Origin of the sequence: Acinetobacter equi (assembly GCF_001307195.1) — a bacterium.
Lineage (GTDB): Bacteria > Pseudomonadota > Gammaproteobacteria > Pseudomonadales > Moraxellaceae > Acinetobacter > Acinetobacter equi.
Genome location: NZ_CP012808.1, coordinates 2,630,895 through 2,649,043, shown reverse-complemented (window position 1 = coordinate 2,649,043; position 18,149 = coordinate 2,630,895). Strand labels below are relative to the sequence as shown.

Here is an 18,149-nt window from a genome sequence, read left to right as displayed (position 1 = left end):
AGTTTTTGTTATCTATAAATAAAGTTCTTTTTTCGTATATTTAATATTGTGCTAAAAGTGTACTGAATATCATGTTTTTATATAAATAAGCTAATAAATGATATAAAAACATACTAAAATACATGGAATTTTTAAATGGATTTGGTGTATTTACTCATTGTTATTTACTAAACTTATAACTTAAAGTATTTGATTGAAAAAATATTAAACCAATCAAAATTTTTCTTAGTATAGGTAGAAAATTTATGCGCACTTTGTACCAGTTTCCTTTATCTCATTTTTGCGAAAAGGCAAGATGGATGTTAGATCATAAAGAGCTGGAATATGTGGCACAAAATTTAGTTCCAGGAGTTCATCGAGCATTTGCAAAGCTAAAAACTGGGCAATATAAACTTCCTATTTTATTAGATCGAGATCAATGGATTGCAGATAGCACTCAAATAGCATTGTATTTAGATCAAAAATATCCTGAGCATACGTTGCTTCGTTCAGATGTAAAATATCGTAATCAAGCTTTAGAAATTAATACTTTATCAAATGAGTTAGGGCGACATGTTCGTCGTTGGGTTTTAGCTTATTCACTTAATGGAAATGACGAATCCTTAGAGGTTTTAATTGGTGAAAAAGGGTATATGCGCCAATTTGAAAAATATTCTAAGCCTTTGGTCAAAGCTTTATTATCTAAGGGTTATCATTTAACTAATAATGAGAGAGTTCAAGAATCTAAACAATATTTAGAAGTCATGATCAGTACCTTAAACCAAACACTGATTGATAATAAAGGGCAGTATTTAGTTGGTGATCGTTTAGGTTTAGCAGATATTGCAGTGTGTTCAATGTTGGCACCAATTTTAGAAATTGAAGATACACCTTGGGAACGAGAAACAGGGCAGCCCTTAGTTAATGAGTTTCAAAAATTTAAAGATGATTTAATTAATTTACCTTTAGGGCAATATATCATACGAATCTATCAAACAGAGCGTAATGCACGTGTGGATTGGAGAGGTATTTAATTTAGGAAAGATGAGTAATGAAAAATAAAAACACTAAATAGACAATACATTGAATATTTTTTTGATTTAAGCTCATAATAGAAGAAAATTTATGAGCTTAAAGGCCAAAAATGGAATTAGATCGTTTTGATAAGCATATTTTAGAAATACTGACTCATGAAGACTTAAATCTAAATGAATTATCTGAGCGTATTAATTTATCGGTGAGTTCGGTACATAGACGAATTAAGAATCTTATCGATTTAAATATTATGTCAGGGATTAAACGTGACATTAATTATCAGAAACTAGGATTTAACTTACATGTTTTACTGCAAGTTTCTTTAAGTAAGCATGATACTGATACTTTTGCAAAATTTTTAGCTGAATTGGAAAGTATTCCTGAAGTGATTAATGCCTTTTTAGTCACGGGACAATCCGCTGATTTTATTGTTGAAGTTGTTGCAAAAGACATGGAAAACTATAGCGAAATATTATTGAAAAAAATTGGTAAAATTGAGCATGTGGTTGCGCTACATTCAAGCTTTGTCATTAAACAATATGATGTTTTAAATTGTCATGGCTTATTAAATCGAGTTTAGCTTTAAAGTAAAAAACGCATCTTTAAAGATGCGTTTTTTATTAAGAGTTTAAATTTGAAAATTAAGCATCTAATTCTGCTAAAACTGCTTCAGTGAACTCAACGTTGGTATATACGTTTTGAACATCATCAAGATCTTCAAACATATCAATCATTTTTAAGATTTTCTTAGCTTGTTCAATATCTGAAATTTCAGCTTTAGTTGATGGACTCATAACAACTTCAGCATTGTCAGATTTTAAGCCAGCTGCGTGTAATGCGTCTTGAACATCACCAAAAGATTCAGGAGTTGTAATGACTAAGATTTCATCTTCATCAACTTCAATATCTTCTGCACCAGCTTCTAAAGCAACTTCCATGATACGATCTTCTAAAGAAATATCTTCAAAAGTGATTTCACCACGTTTAGTAAATAAATATGCAACAGAACCAGCTGTTCCTAAGTTACCATCCGTTTTAGAGAAACAGTGACGAACATCTGGTACGGTACGGTTCAAGTTGTCTGTCATTGTTTCTACAATAACCGCAACGCCACCGACACCATAACCTTCATAAGTTACTTCTTTTAAATCTTCGTTATCTTCACCACCAACACCGCGTGCAATAGCACGGTTGACAGTATCACGTGTCATATTGGCAGCTAATGCTTTTTCTACTACAGCACGTAAACGCGGATTAGATGCAACATCACCACCGCCTAATCGTGCTGCCGTAACTATTTCACGAATAAATTTAGTGAATATTTTAGCGCGGCTAGCATCTTGTTTTGCTTTACGATGCTTTGTGTTTGCCCATTTGGAATGACCCGCCATGCGAAATATGCTCCTTACTGGCCTTATGCCTATCGAATTTTGCAAATTCTACCATAAGCACTTTTTTTTAAGAAAGTGTTCGTTTTTATATAAGGAAGAATATATACAAAAAATATTAAAATTTTTATAAAAATAATGTGAACTCAGTAAAAATTGTATAGAGAACAGTGTTTATGATACATGAAATCTCGGATAAATCATGTTTAGATATTTTTACAGAGTAGCGGTATTGGGTAGAAATGAAATTTTATTGGATAAGAGAAAAGAAGACACTAACATATTGATAGCGTAAGAACAAAACTACGCTATCAATTGATATTTTAACGGTAAGAATTAAGCTGATTTGGGTTCGGGAATAATAATATCTAAACCCGTATGTTCTTTATAAAGCTGCTTAATTAAAGCAAGATCATGATTAATATCAGAAGGATAGATTTTGCCTAAAATTCCCCCTTTTTTCGTTTTTGAGTTTGCAAACATTAAAACAATAGGGACATTTGCAGCTTTTGCAATATGCCAAAAACCAGTACGAATTGGCTTACGTTCTTCACCATTTTTTGCACGAGTCGCTTCTGGAGCAATTACTAAATTAAAATGTTCATTTTTTTCAAAATGCTCAACCATTTGGGAAACAATATCTTTATTCGCTTTACGATCGACAGGAATACCACCAATTGCTTCAAGAATAGGCTTAAATGGACCTTTAAATAACTCTTTCTTTATTAACGTATGAATTTTTATGTCATAAATTTGGAATAACGCAAGAGATAAAACAGCATCCATCATTGATGTATGTTCAAACCCAATAATTACTTGTTTATTTTCAAGTGTATTAGGCTCCACAGAATACGTCCAACCAGAAACTTTAAATGCGGTTTCGCCAATAAATTTTTTAAACATATGAATAAAATCATGAAGTACATAAAACTCTATTACTTTGGTCTTGTTTATTAAATCAGTCAATATAAATTTGATAAGACTATAGAAAATAGTGAGTTTTAATAAAAATGATAAATCTCACTATTTAAATTTATAATATATTTAATAGAGGAATAATCACATTAATTATGAGAAATATTAAGATTGCTTTTTAAACATGTATACAGAGTCATAAAAATTGAGATTTAAATTAAATTGATCAATAAAGGTACAATAGTGTAACAAAATAATGAGTGGGTGAAATTATAAAAGACATTATAAATTAGGAATTAAAATATATAAATGGTGTATAAATTTGAATAAATTTCCATTAAATAAGTTAACTATGGCTTTGCTCATGGTGACAACAGCACAATATACACAAGCTGCATCAGATAATATTAAATATAAAAATTATGACTCTAATAATAATATTGGAGGCTGTACCGTTGTTAATATTCAATATGAATCAACAATGATTAAAGATAGTAATGGGAATGATGTTTTAAGATATCCTGAAGGTACGCCAAACTCCCAAAGAGAAGGAAATAGTACAGGGCGTTTTGATGTTTTTTCTAATTCTGGTCAAATTTGTGATGTAGAGGATTTTCTTAATCAAGAGTTAACAGGAGGAGATTTAAAATATACCCAACAACGTGATGATTATATTTATGGACATATTGATATTAAGGAAGGTGTATTTACAGCAACAAGTGCAACTGAAAAGGCTGTAACCGCTGAAACTACAGCTGAAAAAATGTATTTGGTATTAATGAGTGATCGCCCATCTACAGCATCTTTTAAAATTGAGGCTAATTCAACAGCGGATATAAAACGTAATTTTATGGTGATCAATACATTGGGTGGACATGGTTTGCAAAATGTAGGAGGAAAACTGAAAGTTGCAGGAAGTTTGGTGACAGATGCACGATCAGGACGAGATGTGACATATCCAAATTATAATCCAAGATCATTGTATGCCTCGAATGCAATTATTGAAGTTGATCAAGATTTTTCATCTTATATAAGAGATGATCCTAAAAGAACGATTAGTGGAGGATCAAATGCCGATATTATTTCAACTAAAATGGATGTTGGTCGAAATGCGTATTTTTATACGAATAGTGGTAAAAGTGGCGTAAGAATGTCTGGAAGCTCTATTTTTGATATTAAAGGAGATTTAACTCTTTTAAGTGAGCGTTTGGCAAATATAACAGCAAAGGGTGATACCAATAGTTATGAAGCTGCGGTATTTACAAATACAGATAGTCATTTGAACGTAGGTGGTCATACTTCAATTACATCGCAAGGCTTTAGAGGTTATGTCCAAAATGGAAATACTGCTGAATTTCAAACACAGAACTTAATTATTGATACAACATTAGAAGATGCGACGAGTGATGCTAAAAATGTGTCTGCACAAGCATTGATTATTTCTGGAGGAACAATTGTATCTTCTGGTGAAATCTCAAGCTTACGCTCAAATGGAGCTGCACTCACGGTAACTGGTCAAAAAGTTGCAGTTACTTTGGGGGAAGGAAAGGAGAATATTGAGCTAGTAGATGGAAAAGCACTTGTTAAATTAGGTGAAAATGCCAAAGTAGAGTCGCTATTGGATCATGCAATTGTAATTAATAATGTGGATGGCGATATTGAGTTGCAAAAAGGCGCAATAATTAAGGCAGGTGAAGGTAAAAGTTTACTTTATGATGGATCTGGGAACACGACTGTACATTTATATGAGGATGTAGATTTAACAGGAGATATTCTTTTAAATACAGGTGAAGATACAGTTAATGTTCAAGGAAATGTCGATTTCACAGCTGTTAAAATAGATGCAGGAAGTAAAATCGGTGAAGCTACAATTGAAGAATATGATGTACTAAATTTACATGGATCAACGCATAAAGCTTTAGATGCGAGTAAATTTTTAAATTTTGAAGATATTTATTTAAAAGAAAATTCTCATATTAGTCTTCTGAATCATATAGGTGCTACGTTGATAGCATCAAAAGATCAAGAACATGGCATTTTTATTGACAACACATCTTCATTAAAAACACAGGGTGCATATATTTTAGATGCCAATGTGACAAATAGTGGAATTTTAGATATAACTAACGAGCAATTTTTACCTAATATTTCACATATTTCTGGCGGATATCATGGAAATGATGGGACTTTAGTTATAAATACACGATTAGGCGATGATTATTCAGATACAGATAAACTTATTATTCAAAATGAAGCAACAGGAACAACAAAGCTCCAAGTTAAGAATATTGGTGGTGGGGGTGCAAAAACTGTCCAGGGTATTCATGTGATTCAGACAGGATTGTCTGAGTCTAATAGAACCTTTTATTTAGAAGGAGGGTATGTATCAGCAGGCGTATATGATTATTCTTTGAATCTTAAAAAAGCTAATACTAGTCTCAATTCTACAGAGTTTGATAACTGGTACTTAGAAAGTAAAGTTCAACAAATTGATCCCCCAGTTGATCCACTTGTTCCAGAGCAGCCAATTTATACACCAGATGTGGGAACTTATTCAGCAGCTAAAGCAATGGCAAATAGCTTATTTACTTCTAGACTTGAAGATAGAGAAGGTGCAAGTCGTTATCAAAACTTAGAACAAGATCAAGGTAATGTTTGGATTAGAACATATGGCGGGCATCATAAATTCAAAAGCATGTCTGATCAGCTAAAAACAAAAGGAAATAGTTTTGTTACACAAATTGGTATGGGGTTAGTAACGTTAGGAGTAGATAATCAATATAACTTAGGTGTCATGGGGGGATATGCACATTATAGTGGTAAAACAAGATCTTATCTTACTGAGCGTAATTCTAAATTAATTGTAGATGGTTATAGTGCTGGTTTGTATGGAACTTGGTATGCACATCCTGTAGAAAAAAGAGGTGTATATATTGATTCATGGGTACTTTGGAATAGTTTTAAAAATAAAGTCGATAGTGCAGATCAAAATTATTATAAATATGATTCATCGGGTGTTACAGCTTCAATTGAAGCGGGTGGTGATTATTTACTAAATAAAAATGGGCAGAAAAATTGGTGGATTCAACCACAGGGGCAATTTGTTTATCAAAATGTGAAAGCAGAGACTTTTTATGATCAACAAGGTTCTCATATAGATCGAGGATCAGATAATTTACAAGTTAGATTAGGTTTTAAAACTTATTTAGAAATTCCAACTGATGTAGGTAAATTAACAACATATAGACCATATATAGCGTTAAATTATATTCATAATACAAATCCTTATGAGATTGAAGTGAATGGTATCAAATATGGTGATGAAGGTTCAAATGATTTAGGTGAGGTCAAATTAGGTGTTGAAGGGCAGATTACTCAAAATAGTCAAGTTTGGATAAATGCATCTTATATTGTAGGTAGTCAGAGTACTCAATCTTATCAGGGAAATTTAGGCTGGAAATATAATTTTTAAATTAGGTTCAAGTTAAAAGAAGAGCGGTATAATATTCTCAAAAAACTCGGACAACTTGTCCGAGTTTTTTATAGTGATTGATGTACTAAAATTTTAATATCAAATAAAATTTTCAAAAAAAGTAATTCACCCGAAATAAGTAGTTTCTTGGGGTTCCTGGCATAGAAGATGAACGCCAATATTTTTTATTTGCAACATTGGTAATTGCAAAAGTTGCTCCCCATTGTGGATCCTTATATCCAATTGCTGCATCTAGTCTTGTCCAATTAGGCATTTTTATAAGATTTTGATCGGATGTATAAAAAGACCCCATATAGGTTGTACCAATTTCTGCATATACTCTTTCATGTGGCAAATAGCGTACAAATAAGTTTCCAGTATTTTTAGCAACATTTCTTAGACGATTACCTTCAAGTGATGAATCACGGTGATTTTTGAGAATCTTCGCATCCGTGTATCCGTAGCCTCCTCGAATATATACATTATTTAAAACTTGACCAAGGAAACTAAATTCAATGCCTTTAGATTGATGTTCACCTATAATGATCATAGGTGATGTATTGTCATCAGGATTTTCATGACCACGAATATTATGTTTATTAATATTATATGCAGACAATTGAGTTGTGAGTTTCGAATCCAACCATTCGCTTTTTACCCCAATTTCATATTGATCCAAATATTGTGGTTGTTTATTAAATGCTTCTAAATCTTCATTTGCTGAAACAGCATTTACCCCCATATTACCGCCAAAAGGAACAAAGCTTTTACTATATGAAGCATATATATTTTGACTTTCAATAGGTTGCCAAATTAAACCAATATTTGGACTAATGGATTGGTCTTTTACTTTTGTGGATTGGCTATAAAGCGTAGAACTTTCTAAACGGTTAGTTGTTTTAGCACTATAAGAATCATATCTTAACCCTAGCATCAGTTTATATTGATCATTAAAGCTCATTAAATCTTGAAGGAATAGTCCATAGTTTGTACCTTCATTATAATTGTGTGTGGTAATAACATGTCCTGTGCCTCTATTACTAAAACGTTGTCCAGTTAATGGATGTACAAAGCCGTATATAGGTGATCCATCAGTATTTTTATTTGAAAGCTTTGGCTCGCGTTGTTCATATGACCAGTCTAAACCGATTAATAAGTTATGACGAATCGCTTGAGTATAAAATTCGCCAGTGATATCAAAAGTATTTGCTGTTGTTTTATTTGAAGTTTGTTGCCAATAATATGATTGTTTAATATAACCTTTGTAACAGCCATTGCGTCCTTGAATTGGTTCATCACGCTTGCACAATGAGCCTAAATAAAAATGATCAAAATTTTGATCGGCAACCCGATGGCTTAAGCTCCAATGAAACTTCCAGTTTGGTGCAAATTCATATTTAACATCAGTTCTTGTAGTTTTAAGAATGTCATTAACATAATCATTTGCTTGTGCAAATCCCATATTTATAGAAGTACCTATAGGTAAATTCTCATAAGATGGTCCACGATCTGGCACACGGTTTAATTTGTCATAGGTATATTCAGTAGTCCAAATTAATTTTTCATCATCACTACGAAAGGTGAGACTAGGGGAAATCATTTGTTCATTTGAGCCAATGCCAGAGCGGAAACTATTGGTATCTGATTTTTCACCAACTAGTCGAACCGCCCAGTTGTTTGATAACACACGATTGATATCAATAGTTCCACCTACATTTTGATAGCTTCCAACATAAGCACCAACTGTGCTGTTAGAGTCAAAATTGGCATATTTAGTCACCATATTAATGACACCACCGCCAGCACTTCGACCATATAATACTGAAGCAGGTCCTTTTAAAATTTCAATGCGTTCAACATTGGCAGTGCTGCGCCGTATTTGCCCACTTTCTCTAACACCATCTCTATAAATATCACCTGTATCTGCACTAAAACCACGTAACATAATTCCATCGCCACGCATATCATAACTTGTAGAAACACCGGGTGTTCCTTGTAGCATTACACTTAAATCATTTTCACCGTAGATTTTATATTTTGAAACGTCAATGGTATCGATGGTTTGAGGAATATCTACTTTATCTAAATCATTACGAGTAACACTTGCTTGTTTATAGTCGACATAAGTTTTAATCGGATCTCCTTCATCCATGGCTTCAATTTTAATTGTAGGCAATACAGTTTTTACATTTGACCTGATGATGTCGGAACTATCAGCTTGTGTATTTTGCATAATAGAAAGCAATGCAAAACTTAATAAGCTTAATTTGAATGAAGGAGAAATATAAACAATCATATGATTAATTATCTTTTGAAATTTTGCAAATGATAATTATTATCATTGTTTCTAACAGTGAGACTCTTTCTAATTTAATGTTAAAAGTACGATGGTTCTGTTATTTTTTAGATTGGTAATTAATCTAATTTCATAATAATTTAAAGCTCTATTAATCTAATTAGTGATATTAAATAATTTACATTACTCCTCAGAGGAGCAATGCTGGTATTTGGATGTAAAATGAATGCTTGAATTATGGATATAGAACTTCAAGCTTGGTAACGTCATCAGCGATATCACGTAACATTTTTGCTAAAGCATCAGGATGAACAGATGGAAAAGGTGAGCTTTCTTGATATGTTAATTTATAATTTTCACTATTTATAATTTGTGCACTAATCGTTAAAAGTCCAATATGAATATTTTCTTCGTTTAATTCTTTATATAAAGCTTGTAGGTAATTTCTTGAAGCAGCCATTACTGGTCCTAACCCACTCATATATGGAAATCCTTCAAGAGCAGATCCACCAATTGCAGATAAAATTATACCTGCATTATTTTTTCTAAATATTGGTAAAATTTCCTGAATAACATTAATTAAACCAAACAAATAAAGATTAATTTTCGGTATTAAAAGTTCGGATGTTAATTCATTTGCTGGTATAAATGTATCTCTTGGATTTGGTGCATAATATAAAATATCAATATGACCTAATGAGTCGTAAATTTCAGATATCACCATTTTAACTTGTTCTGATTTTGAAAGATCAGCAATAAAAGTAAAACTTTTAATATGATTAGATGACATATCATCTGATAATAATTGAAGCTTTTCTTTATTTCTTGCGACCAGTGCGACAAGATAGCCTTGTTTACCATACAGACGAGCAACTGAAGCTGATAAGCCAGTACCTGCACCAAAAATGACAATAACTTTATTCATGTTAAATACCTATTACTTGGTTACTTTTATAAACATTCTTTAAACATATTAATTAGTGTTAAATAAAAAACAAGAATGGCTAAATAAGTAATATAGTTACCAAGGAGTAACCTAGAATGAATTCAATAGATCAAGAAAATCCATGCTTAATTCAAGATGTACTACGTAATATTATTAATTTATGGAGTATAGGTGTTTTACTTTTACTTAATTCTGGAAAACTAAGATTTTCTGAAATTCTTAGAAATCTGCCTGGAAATATTTCAAAGAGAATGCTTTCTAAAACACTACGATCTTTAGAAGAAAATGGACTCGTCAAAAGAACTGTATTTGCGACAAAACCACCAAGTGTTGAATATGAATTGACAGAATTAGGCTTTAGTTTTTTACCGATAATAATTAATTTAGAGCAATGGGCAATTGAGAATCAGGAAAATATTAACATCGCAAAAAAGGAATTTAAAAATCGTCAATAAGTTCTTGAATGAATTTAGGTGAGAGTTGTTTAATCACTTTTTACATGAAAATTCATGTATTTTTTATTTGAATTATTTCCTTTTAATGGTTGTGAATTAGTCTTTAAAGGAGCTTGATTTTTACTAAACCAATTATTTCTTATGATAAGAAGTAAGAAAAATTTAAAAATTATGCTTTTGAATTCTTATGTTTAATGTGATTCATTTATCATTTTTAATCAATAATGTGTTAAAAGTGTACATTTTATGATAAATTTATAAATAATTTTAAACAGTCATATGCTTGCCTTAAGAAATATTGCAATGTTTTTTCTCTTGAAAAATAACACTGTAAATAATGAATTAAGTCAAAAACAGTGATTTTTTTATGTTAATAGTGTATCAATTATTAGTAGGTTTAATATGTTTAATAAAAAACAAATAATGAAGCTGAATCCATTAACTGTAAGTATTTTATTTGCCTTACCAATGACGGCTCAAGCAGCAAATATTCAAATGGTCAACGGCAGTAATATTGCATCTACGAATGGTGTTCCAGTAATTAATATTAATCAGGCGAATAGTAATGGAATTTCGCACAATATTTATGATCGTTTAAACGTTGGTCGTGAAGGTGTTATTTTTAATAATAGCCAAAATGGCGCAAATACTGTTTTAGCAGGTCAAATTGCGGGTAATGCGAATTTAGCATCAGGTACAGCCTCAGTTATTTTGAATGAAGTGACTTCTCGTAATGCAAGTACCTTAAACGGTATGATGGAAGTTGCTGGTGATAAAGCACAATTAATCATTGCCAACCCAAATGGTATTACGTGTAATGACTGTGGTTTTATTAACAGTGAAAGTGTGACATTAACGACAGGTACACCTGATTTAGTTAATGGTGAGCTGAAAGGTTATTCTGTTAATGGTGGAAAAATTACTACTAATGGCTTAACAAGCGATTCACCAACTGCAATTTTAGCGCGTTCTATTGTTGTGAATGGTGAAATTCATGCAGATCAACAGTTAGATCTTATTGCTGGAAATAACTATGTTGATACCAATAATAATGTAACTGGTACAGTTCGTTCATCTGGTTCTCGTAATACATACAGCATCGATGTTGCAAAACTTGGTGGTATGTACTCAGATAAAATTAATTTAGTCAGCACAGAAAGTGGTGTTGGTGTACGTAACCAAGGCAATATTGTGGGGCAGGTTGGTGGTATCAAGATTGATGCAAATGGCCGCTTACTAAATAATAATGCAAAAATCACATCTACTGGTGATCTTGTTATTAATACAAATGGCTCAGTCGAAAATAAGAGTGGCTATATTGCAGGTGTTAATGCAGTTGAAATTAATACAAATAGACATGAGTTAGTAAACAGTGGTCAAGGTACTAATGTTGGTATTCAAGGTGGTGAAGTTGTATTAACAACAGGAAAGTTGAATAACCATAAAGGTCAAATTCAAGGGGATAATATTTCTTCTGATTCTACATCTTTACATAACCATAATGGTGTAATTAATTCACGATTGGATCTAGATATCACGAGTACAGGCACTATTGAGAATATTAGTGGTTTATTAAGAGCTGCACATGGTGGTGTTTATATTGTTGCGACGAATTCAACCTTAAAAAATAAGAAAACTGATAGCATACCTGAAGGTTCTGAAGGAATTGTTGCTGGGAAGGGCGGAATTTCGATAGATGTTAATCACTTAGATAATCAACATGGTTATATGCAAACTATTGGTGATGTAGGCATTACAAGCACGGGTAGTTTCCATAATTCACATGGTAATGTTTATGCAGATGGTAATATCGATATTCAAGCAAAATTATTAAGTAATAGTTATTCAAATATTGTTGCTGGAAATAAGATAAACATTAATCTTGATGGTAATTTAACTAATAAGAATAGTCTGATTAATGGTGACCAAGGTATTATCATTAATGCTCATACCTTGCACAATGAGAAAGGTCAAATCATTGCAGATAATGCAGCAATTAATATTGATTTAACACATGATTTACATAATGATCATGGTCTCATTCGTTCAGGGAATACTAATGAATTAGTTCCGAATGTAGGAAATCGTGCTGATACTGTAACAGGTGCTACAACAATTAAAGCTGGTCACAAGATTAGCAATAACTACGGTACGATTTACTCTACAGGTGATATGTCACTAGATAGCGATTACTTGCATATGTCTGGAAGTGGTTCAACAATTAAAGGTAACGCAAAAGGCTTTATTGTAGCCGATGGTGCTTTAGATATTAATGTTCGTAAAGGTGATGTACATAACCATGGTTGGATTGTTGGCAAAGAGAAACTAACAATGAATGTAAATGGTTATTTAAAGAACTATAATACGATTTATTCAGAACAAGACATTGATATTACGACAGGTAAAGCAATTTATAACTCTGCAAGTATCTTAAGTGGTCGTTCTTTAAGTTTGACTTCTGGTAGTTATATCAAAAATGGTAGCACTATTTATAGTGATGGTACGACTAATATTGATGCAACTTATATTAATAATACTTCTCGTAGTTCAATTTTAGGTGGTGGAGAAGGTTTGGAGTTGAATAATACTGACTTAAGAGGTAATGGGTTAGTCTTTGGCTTGTAATTAATATATTTTTATAAAACGGTGGCAGAAATGCTGCCGTTTTTTATATGTAATTTTTTTTGGTGTTTATAGACTCTATCACATGATTAATTTATAAAATAATGTTATATATTTTGTTGCTTAAGTTATGCAATATTCAATAAAAATAGATTGTAGGTGAGTATTTGATCAGATTTATATCATAAGAAAAATAATTTAATTTATTGATTTATAATTTTTTTATTGTGAATTTTACTCTTTTTTATAATTTTAAAATATTGCTTTAGTTCTATATTGTTAAATCCAAGTGTGTTTAAAAATGTTAACTTTAAACATTTATTTGTAATTGGGTTATCTAAAGATATACAGAACTACACATCTAAATATATTGACATACTTAATATTTTTTATTGTTAATGTGATTAATTATGTTATATTTATAAGATAAATTAAATAGTTATTTTCTTCTTGCTTACTAAAAAATCTTCTCTGTAACTAGAGTAGGTCATGAAAGTACGCTAAATTGAATCTAGTCAGAATTTAATAACTATTTTTTATTACATTAAAAGATAAATTATAAGTGGGTTATATATGTCTGATAAACAACAAATAATGAAGCTGAATCCATTAACTGTAAGTATTTTGTTTGCCTTGCCAATGACGGCTCAAGCAGCAAATATTCAAATGGTCAACGGCAGTAATATTGCATCTACGAATGGTGTTCCAGTAATTAATATTAATCAGGCGAATAGTAATGGAATTTCGCACAATATTTATGATCGTTTAAACGTTGGTCGTGAAGGTGTTATTTTTAATAATAGCCAAAATGGCGCAAATACTGTTTTAGCAGGTCAAATTGCGGGTAATGCGAATTTAGCATCAGGTACAGCCTCAGTTATTTTGAATGAAGTGACTTCTCGTAATGCAAGTACCTTAAACGGTATGATGGAAGTTGCTGGTGATAAAGCACAATTAATCATTGCTAACCCAAATGGTATTACGTGTAATGACTGTGGTTTTATTAATAGTGAAAGTGTGACATTAACGACAGGTACACCTGATTTAGTTAATGGTGAGTTAAAAGGTTATTCTGTTAATGGTGGAATAATCACCACAAATGGTTTAACAAGTGATTCTCCAACTGCAATTTTAGCGCGTTCCATTGTAGTAAATGGTGATATTTATGCAGATCAACAGTTAGATCTTATTGCTGGAAATAACTATGTTGATACCAATAATAATGTAACGGGGGCTGCTCAGGCTACAGGTTCTCGTAATACATACAGCATCGATGTTGCAAAACTTGGTGGTATGTACTCAGACAAAATTAATTTAGTAAGTACAGAGAATGGTGTTGGTGTACGTAACCAAGGCAATATTGTGGGGCAGGTTGGCGGTATCAAGATTGATGCAAATGGTCGTTTACTAAATAATAGTGCACAAATCACAGCAGTTGGTGATGTGGCTATTAAAACAAATGGTGTGCTTGAAAATACAAGCGGTCAAATTAATTCAAATGGTTCAATTATTGTAGATACAAATAAGTATTCGGTATCTAATAATAAAACTGGAAATATTGAAGCAAATAATGCCGTTCAAATTAATAGTGGACGTATAGATAATACGAATGGTTATATTGCAGGTAACAGCGCTGTTCAAATTAATACCAATAACAATGAATTAGTAAATAATGGTAAAGGTACTAATGTTGGTATTAGTGGTGGAGATGTTGTATTAAATACAGCAAAACTGAATAACTATAATGGTCAAATTCAAGGAGACAATGTTTCTACGAATTCGAACTATTTATATAATTTAAATGGTCAAATTCAGGCTCAAAATGATTTGAATATTACGAGCACAGGTGCTCTTGATAATACAAATGGTTTATTAAGTGCTGTGAATGGTGGTGTTGATATCGTTGCTGTAAATTCAACGTTATATAACAAAAAAACAGATACATCACCTCAAGGTTCAACAGGTATTGTTGCAGGTAATGGTGGAATTTCAATTTCCGTTGCTAACCTAGAAAACTATGCTGGCTATATACAAACCGAAGGTGATGTAGATCTTGCGGTATCACATCACATCAATAACACATACGGTAGTATTTATGCGGATGGTGATATTGATATTCAGTCAAAAGTATTAACAAATAATCAGTCAAATATTATTGCTGACCAGAATGTAAATATTGACCTTAAAGGTGATATTTCAAACTATTTATCTTATATCAGCGCTAAAAATGGTGATGTAAGTATTGGTGCAACAAACATCAATAATAATGGTGGCGTAATCACAGGTGAAAATATTGACCTTGATGCGATGTATCATATTTATAACGCACCAGGTTTGATTTCTGCAAATAAAGCATTAACTGTAAATGCAGGTCATAGTGTTCAAAACTTATCTTCAGAACATTTGACAGCAAGTTATGGCAAATATTTAGGTCTGACAGATCAAGACGGTGGTATGTATGGTAAAGATGGTGTAACGATTAATACACTCACTTTAAATAATACAAAAGGAAAGATCATTGCAGAACAAGGTGATATCACAATTGAATCATCACATGGTTTATACAATGACTTGGGTACTATTGATGCCAATGGCGATATTGATATTCAATCTAAATTCTTGACTGGTAATCAATCAAAAATTATTGCAGATCAAAATGTAAATATTAATCTTCAAGGTGATATGACTAACTATTTATCTTATGTTACTGCTAAAAACGGTGATGTAAGTATTAATGGTGCAAATATTAATAACAATGGTGGTGTCATTACAGGTACTAATATTGATATTGATGCAGATTACCATCTTTATAATGCACCAGGATTAATTGCTGCTAGTAATGAATTAACAGTCAATGCAGGTCATAGCGTACAAAACTTATCATCTGAACATTTTTCGACAAGTTATGGTAAGCACTTGGGCTTAACAGACCAGAATGGTGGTATGTATGGTAGAAATGGTATTGTAATTAATTCACTGAATTTAAATAATACCAAAGGTCATATCATTTCAGAAAATGCAGCAATTAAAATAGACCTTGGTCACGATTTACACAATGATTATGGATTAATTAGCTCGGGTAATGGTGGTTTAGTACCAAACCGTTTGGTAGCTGGAGCAACTACAATTCAAGCTGGTCATAAAATTAGTAACAATTATGGAACTATTTACTCTACAGGTGATATGACACTTGATAGTGATGTTTTCTATATGGCTGGTGGTGGTTCGACTATCCAAGGTAATGCAACTGGCTTTATTGTTGCTGACGGAGCTTTATCGATTAATGTTCGTAAAGGTGATGTTCATAACTATGGTTGGATTGTGGGTAGAGAAAAACTCACAATGAATGTAAGTGGTTATTTAAAGAATTTGAATACGATTTACTCAGATAGAGATGCAGATCTTACGGCAGGTAATGCGATTTATAACTTCCAAAATATTTTGAGTGGTAATAGTTTAAATCTTACTTCAGGTAGTTATATTAAGAATGATGGAACAATTTATAGCGATGGTCACACAAGTATAGATGCAACTTATATCTATAATACATCTTATGGTTCGATTCTTGGTGGTGGGCAAGGTTTAGACTTAAATGATACTCAACTGATGGGCTATGGTTTGGTATTTGGTCTTTAATTTATAGTTAATACTTTAAAAAACGGTAGCAAAGCTACCGTTTTTTATGTTTTTTGAAAATAAATTATAGTTGATCAACTAACAATGAATTAAATCATTTGTTGTTGTTTGAGTTCAAGCTTAAGATATGCATAGTAAATAGGTGCTATGATTAATCCAGTAATTCCAAAAATAGCTTCAAAAACAAGCATTGCTAATAAAACTTCCCAGGCTGTGGCATTAATTTTAGTACCAATGATTTTGGCATTAATAAAATATTCTAACTTATGAATAATAATCAGGTATGCTAATGACACAATTGCAAGTCCAACTGAAATAGTCAGTGCTGCAACTGTAATTAATGTATTGGTAATTAGATTACCAATAATTGGAATTAAACCAAAAATGAAGGTTAAGATTGTGAGTGTTTTTGCAAATGGCAGGTGAACACCACAAATTGGTAAAATGATATGAGCAAAAACAATAAATAATAGCGTATTTATGAGTGAAATTTTTACTTGCGCAAAAACTACATTTTGAAAGGCCGTGGCTAAGTTTTTAATACGAGCAATCAGCGCTGCTTTAAATGCAGGAATATGAGCTGTTGGTTGAATTTGATGTAATGATATCATTATCCCAATAATAATAGCGATAATCATACTCGCCAAGCTATGGAGTATATTGGTACCTGTATGTCTAAGCATACCAAGATTTTCTTTGATGTAGGCAAATAGTTGATCTTTTAAACTAATTGTGGTGTAAGGACTAAAGCTTGGATAATATTTAATAATTTCCGCTTGTACCTGTTGTAGTAAAATATCTATTTCTGCATTGAATTGGTCGAGTCTAGCGCCTTGTAAGTCATAATGAATAAAACTAATGAGACGAACAATTCCTAGCACAATTAAACTAATAATGATGAGACTAACAACAACACTAAAAGTTAGACGTGCATAGCGACCATCAATATATTTTTCACTTGATTTGCTTAAGCTATGAATAATTGCAAATACTAAAAAACCTGAAAAAAAGCTTACAGTTAGATGCAGTGGAATCAGGAGTGCAAGAAAAATAAAAATTAGTAAATAACTAGTGATTAGACTATTTTTATCATTGAGTAACTGCATTCAATATATCCCAAAAATATATGGTTTTATTTAAAAATAACTGCTTGGCTATTACTTATAGATCAATTATTTATTTCATTATAAGCGAGTTGCTTCAAAAAAATGTTATTTTCACTTATTTTTAGTTTTATGGCACTGTTACAAATAGGAAAGTGAGTTGTAATTTTCTGTTTGAATGATGCTTAAATTTCGGAAATTCTATTCATTAGATACAACCCAAGAACATAACCTACAAAATGATTAAAACTAAAATTATTGCAACAGTAGAACTAATAGTGGTTATTACCTTTTCTTTGATC

11 protein-coding genes are annotated in these 18,149 nt (G+C 31.7%); 6 read left to right on the top strand and 5 right to left on the bottom strand.

Translation table 11 applies throughout. The annotated features are described in order from the left end of the window. Nucleotides 1–245 precede the first annotated feature (245 nt). Entirely contained in the window at nucleotides 246–1,013 is a 768-nt protein-coding gene (locus AOY20_RS12475) for a glutathione S-transferase family protein (protein WP_054582169.1), read from the top strand. A gap of 110 nt (nucleotides 1,014–1,123) precedes the next feature. After that, complete coding sequence (locus AOY20_RS12470) at nucleotides 1,124–1,594, top strand: Lrp/AsnC family transcriptional regulator (protein ID WP_054582168.1); 471 nt, start codon at nucleotides 1,124–1,126, stop codon at nucleotides 1,592–1,594. Between the two features lie 61 nt (nucleotides 1,595–1,655). Here AOY20_RS12470 and AOY20_RS12465 read toward each other — a convergent pair whose 3' ends face one another. Together AOY20_RS12465 and AOY20_RS12460 are read right to left on the bottom strand one after the other, a co-directional pair. Beyond that, nucleotides 1,656–2,405 (bottom strand): YebC/PmpR family DNA-binding transcriptional regulator, encoded by a 750-nt coding sequence (locus AOY20_RS12465; protein ID WP_054582167.1) that lies wholly within the window; start codon nucleotides 2,403–2,405, stop codon nucleotides 1,656–1,658. 333 nt (nucleotides 2,406–2,738) lie between these two features. After that, nucleotides 2,739–3,305, bottom strand: a complete 567-nt coding sequence (locus AOY20_RS12460; RefSeq protein WP_054582166.1) for a 1-acyl-sn-glycerol-3-phosphate acyltransferase — start codon at nucleotides 3,303–3,305, stop codon at nucleotides 2,739–2,741. 334 nt (nucleotides 3,306–3,639) lie between these two features. Between AOY20_RS12460 and AOY20_RS12455 the strand changes: the two genes are divergently transcribed. Next, nucleotides 3,640–6,789: an autotransporter family protein gene (locus AOY20_RS12455; protein WP_054582165.1), complete on the top strand. Its 3,150-nt coding sequence runs from the start codon at nucleotides 3,640–3,642 to the stop codon at nucleotides 6,787–6,789. A 112-nt stretch (nucleotides 6,790–6,901) separates the two neighbouring features. Here AOY20_RS12455 and AOY20_RS12450 read toward each other — a convergent pair whose 3' ends face one another. Continuing rightward, nucleotides 6,902–9,085: a TonB-dependent receptor gene (locus tag AOY20_RS12450; RefSeq protein WP_054582164.1), complete on the bottom strand. Its 2,184-nt coding sequence runs from the start codon at nucleotides 9,083–9,085 to the stop codon at nucleotides 6,902–6,904. A gap of 235 nt (nucleotides 9,086–9,320) precedes the next feature. Further along, entirely contained in the window at nucleotides 9,321–10,010 is a 690-nt protein-coding gene (locus AOY20_RS12445; RefSeq protein ID WP_054582163.1) for an SDR family NAD(P)-dependent oxidoreductase, read from the bottom strand. Nucleotides 10,011–10,126: 116 nt separating this feature from the next. Between AOY20_RS12445 and AOY20_RS12440 the strand changes: the two genes are divergently transcribed. From AOY20_RS12440 to AOY20_RS12430, 3 genes are all read left to right on the top strand, one after another. Then, nucleotides 10,127–10,486: a winged helix-turn-helix transcriptional regulator gene (locus tag AOY20_RS12440; RefSeq protein WP_054582162.1), complete on the top strand. Its 360-nt coding sequence runs from the start codon at nucleotides 10,127–10,129 to the stop codon at nucleotides 10,484–10,486. A gap of 402 nt (nucleotides 10,487–10,888) precedes the next feature. After that, nucleotides 10,889–13,111, top strand: coding sequence for a filamentous hemagglutinin N-terminal domain-containing protein (locus AOY20_RS12435; protein WP_054582161.1), 2,223 nt, complete (start codon nucleotides 10,889–10,891; stop codon nucleotides 13,109–13,111). A gap of 570 nt (nucleotides 13,112–13,681) precedes the next feature. Next, nucleotides 13,682–16,744, top strand: coding sequence for a two-partner secretion domain-containing protein (locus tag AOY20_RS12430; RefSeq protein WP_054582160.1), 3,063 nt, complete (start codon nucleotides 13,682–13,684; stop codon nucleotides 16,742–16,744). 89 nt (nucleotides 16,745–16,833) lie between these two features. On the opposite strand, the gene AOY20_RS12425 is transcribed toward AOY20_RS12430, so the two are convergent. After that, nucleotides 16,834–17,850, bottom strand: coding sequence for an AI-2E family transporter (locus tag AOY20_RS12425; protein WP_054582159.1), 1,017 nt, complete (start codon nucleotides 17,848–17,850; stop codon nucleotides 16,834–16,836). Nucleotides 17,851–18,149: the final 299 nt, after the last annotated feature.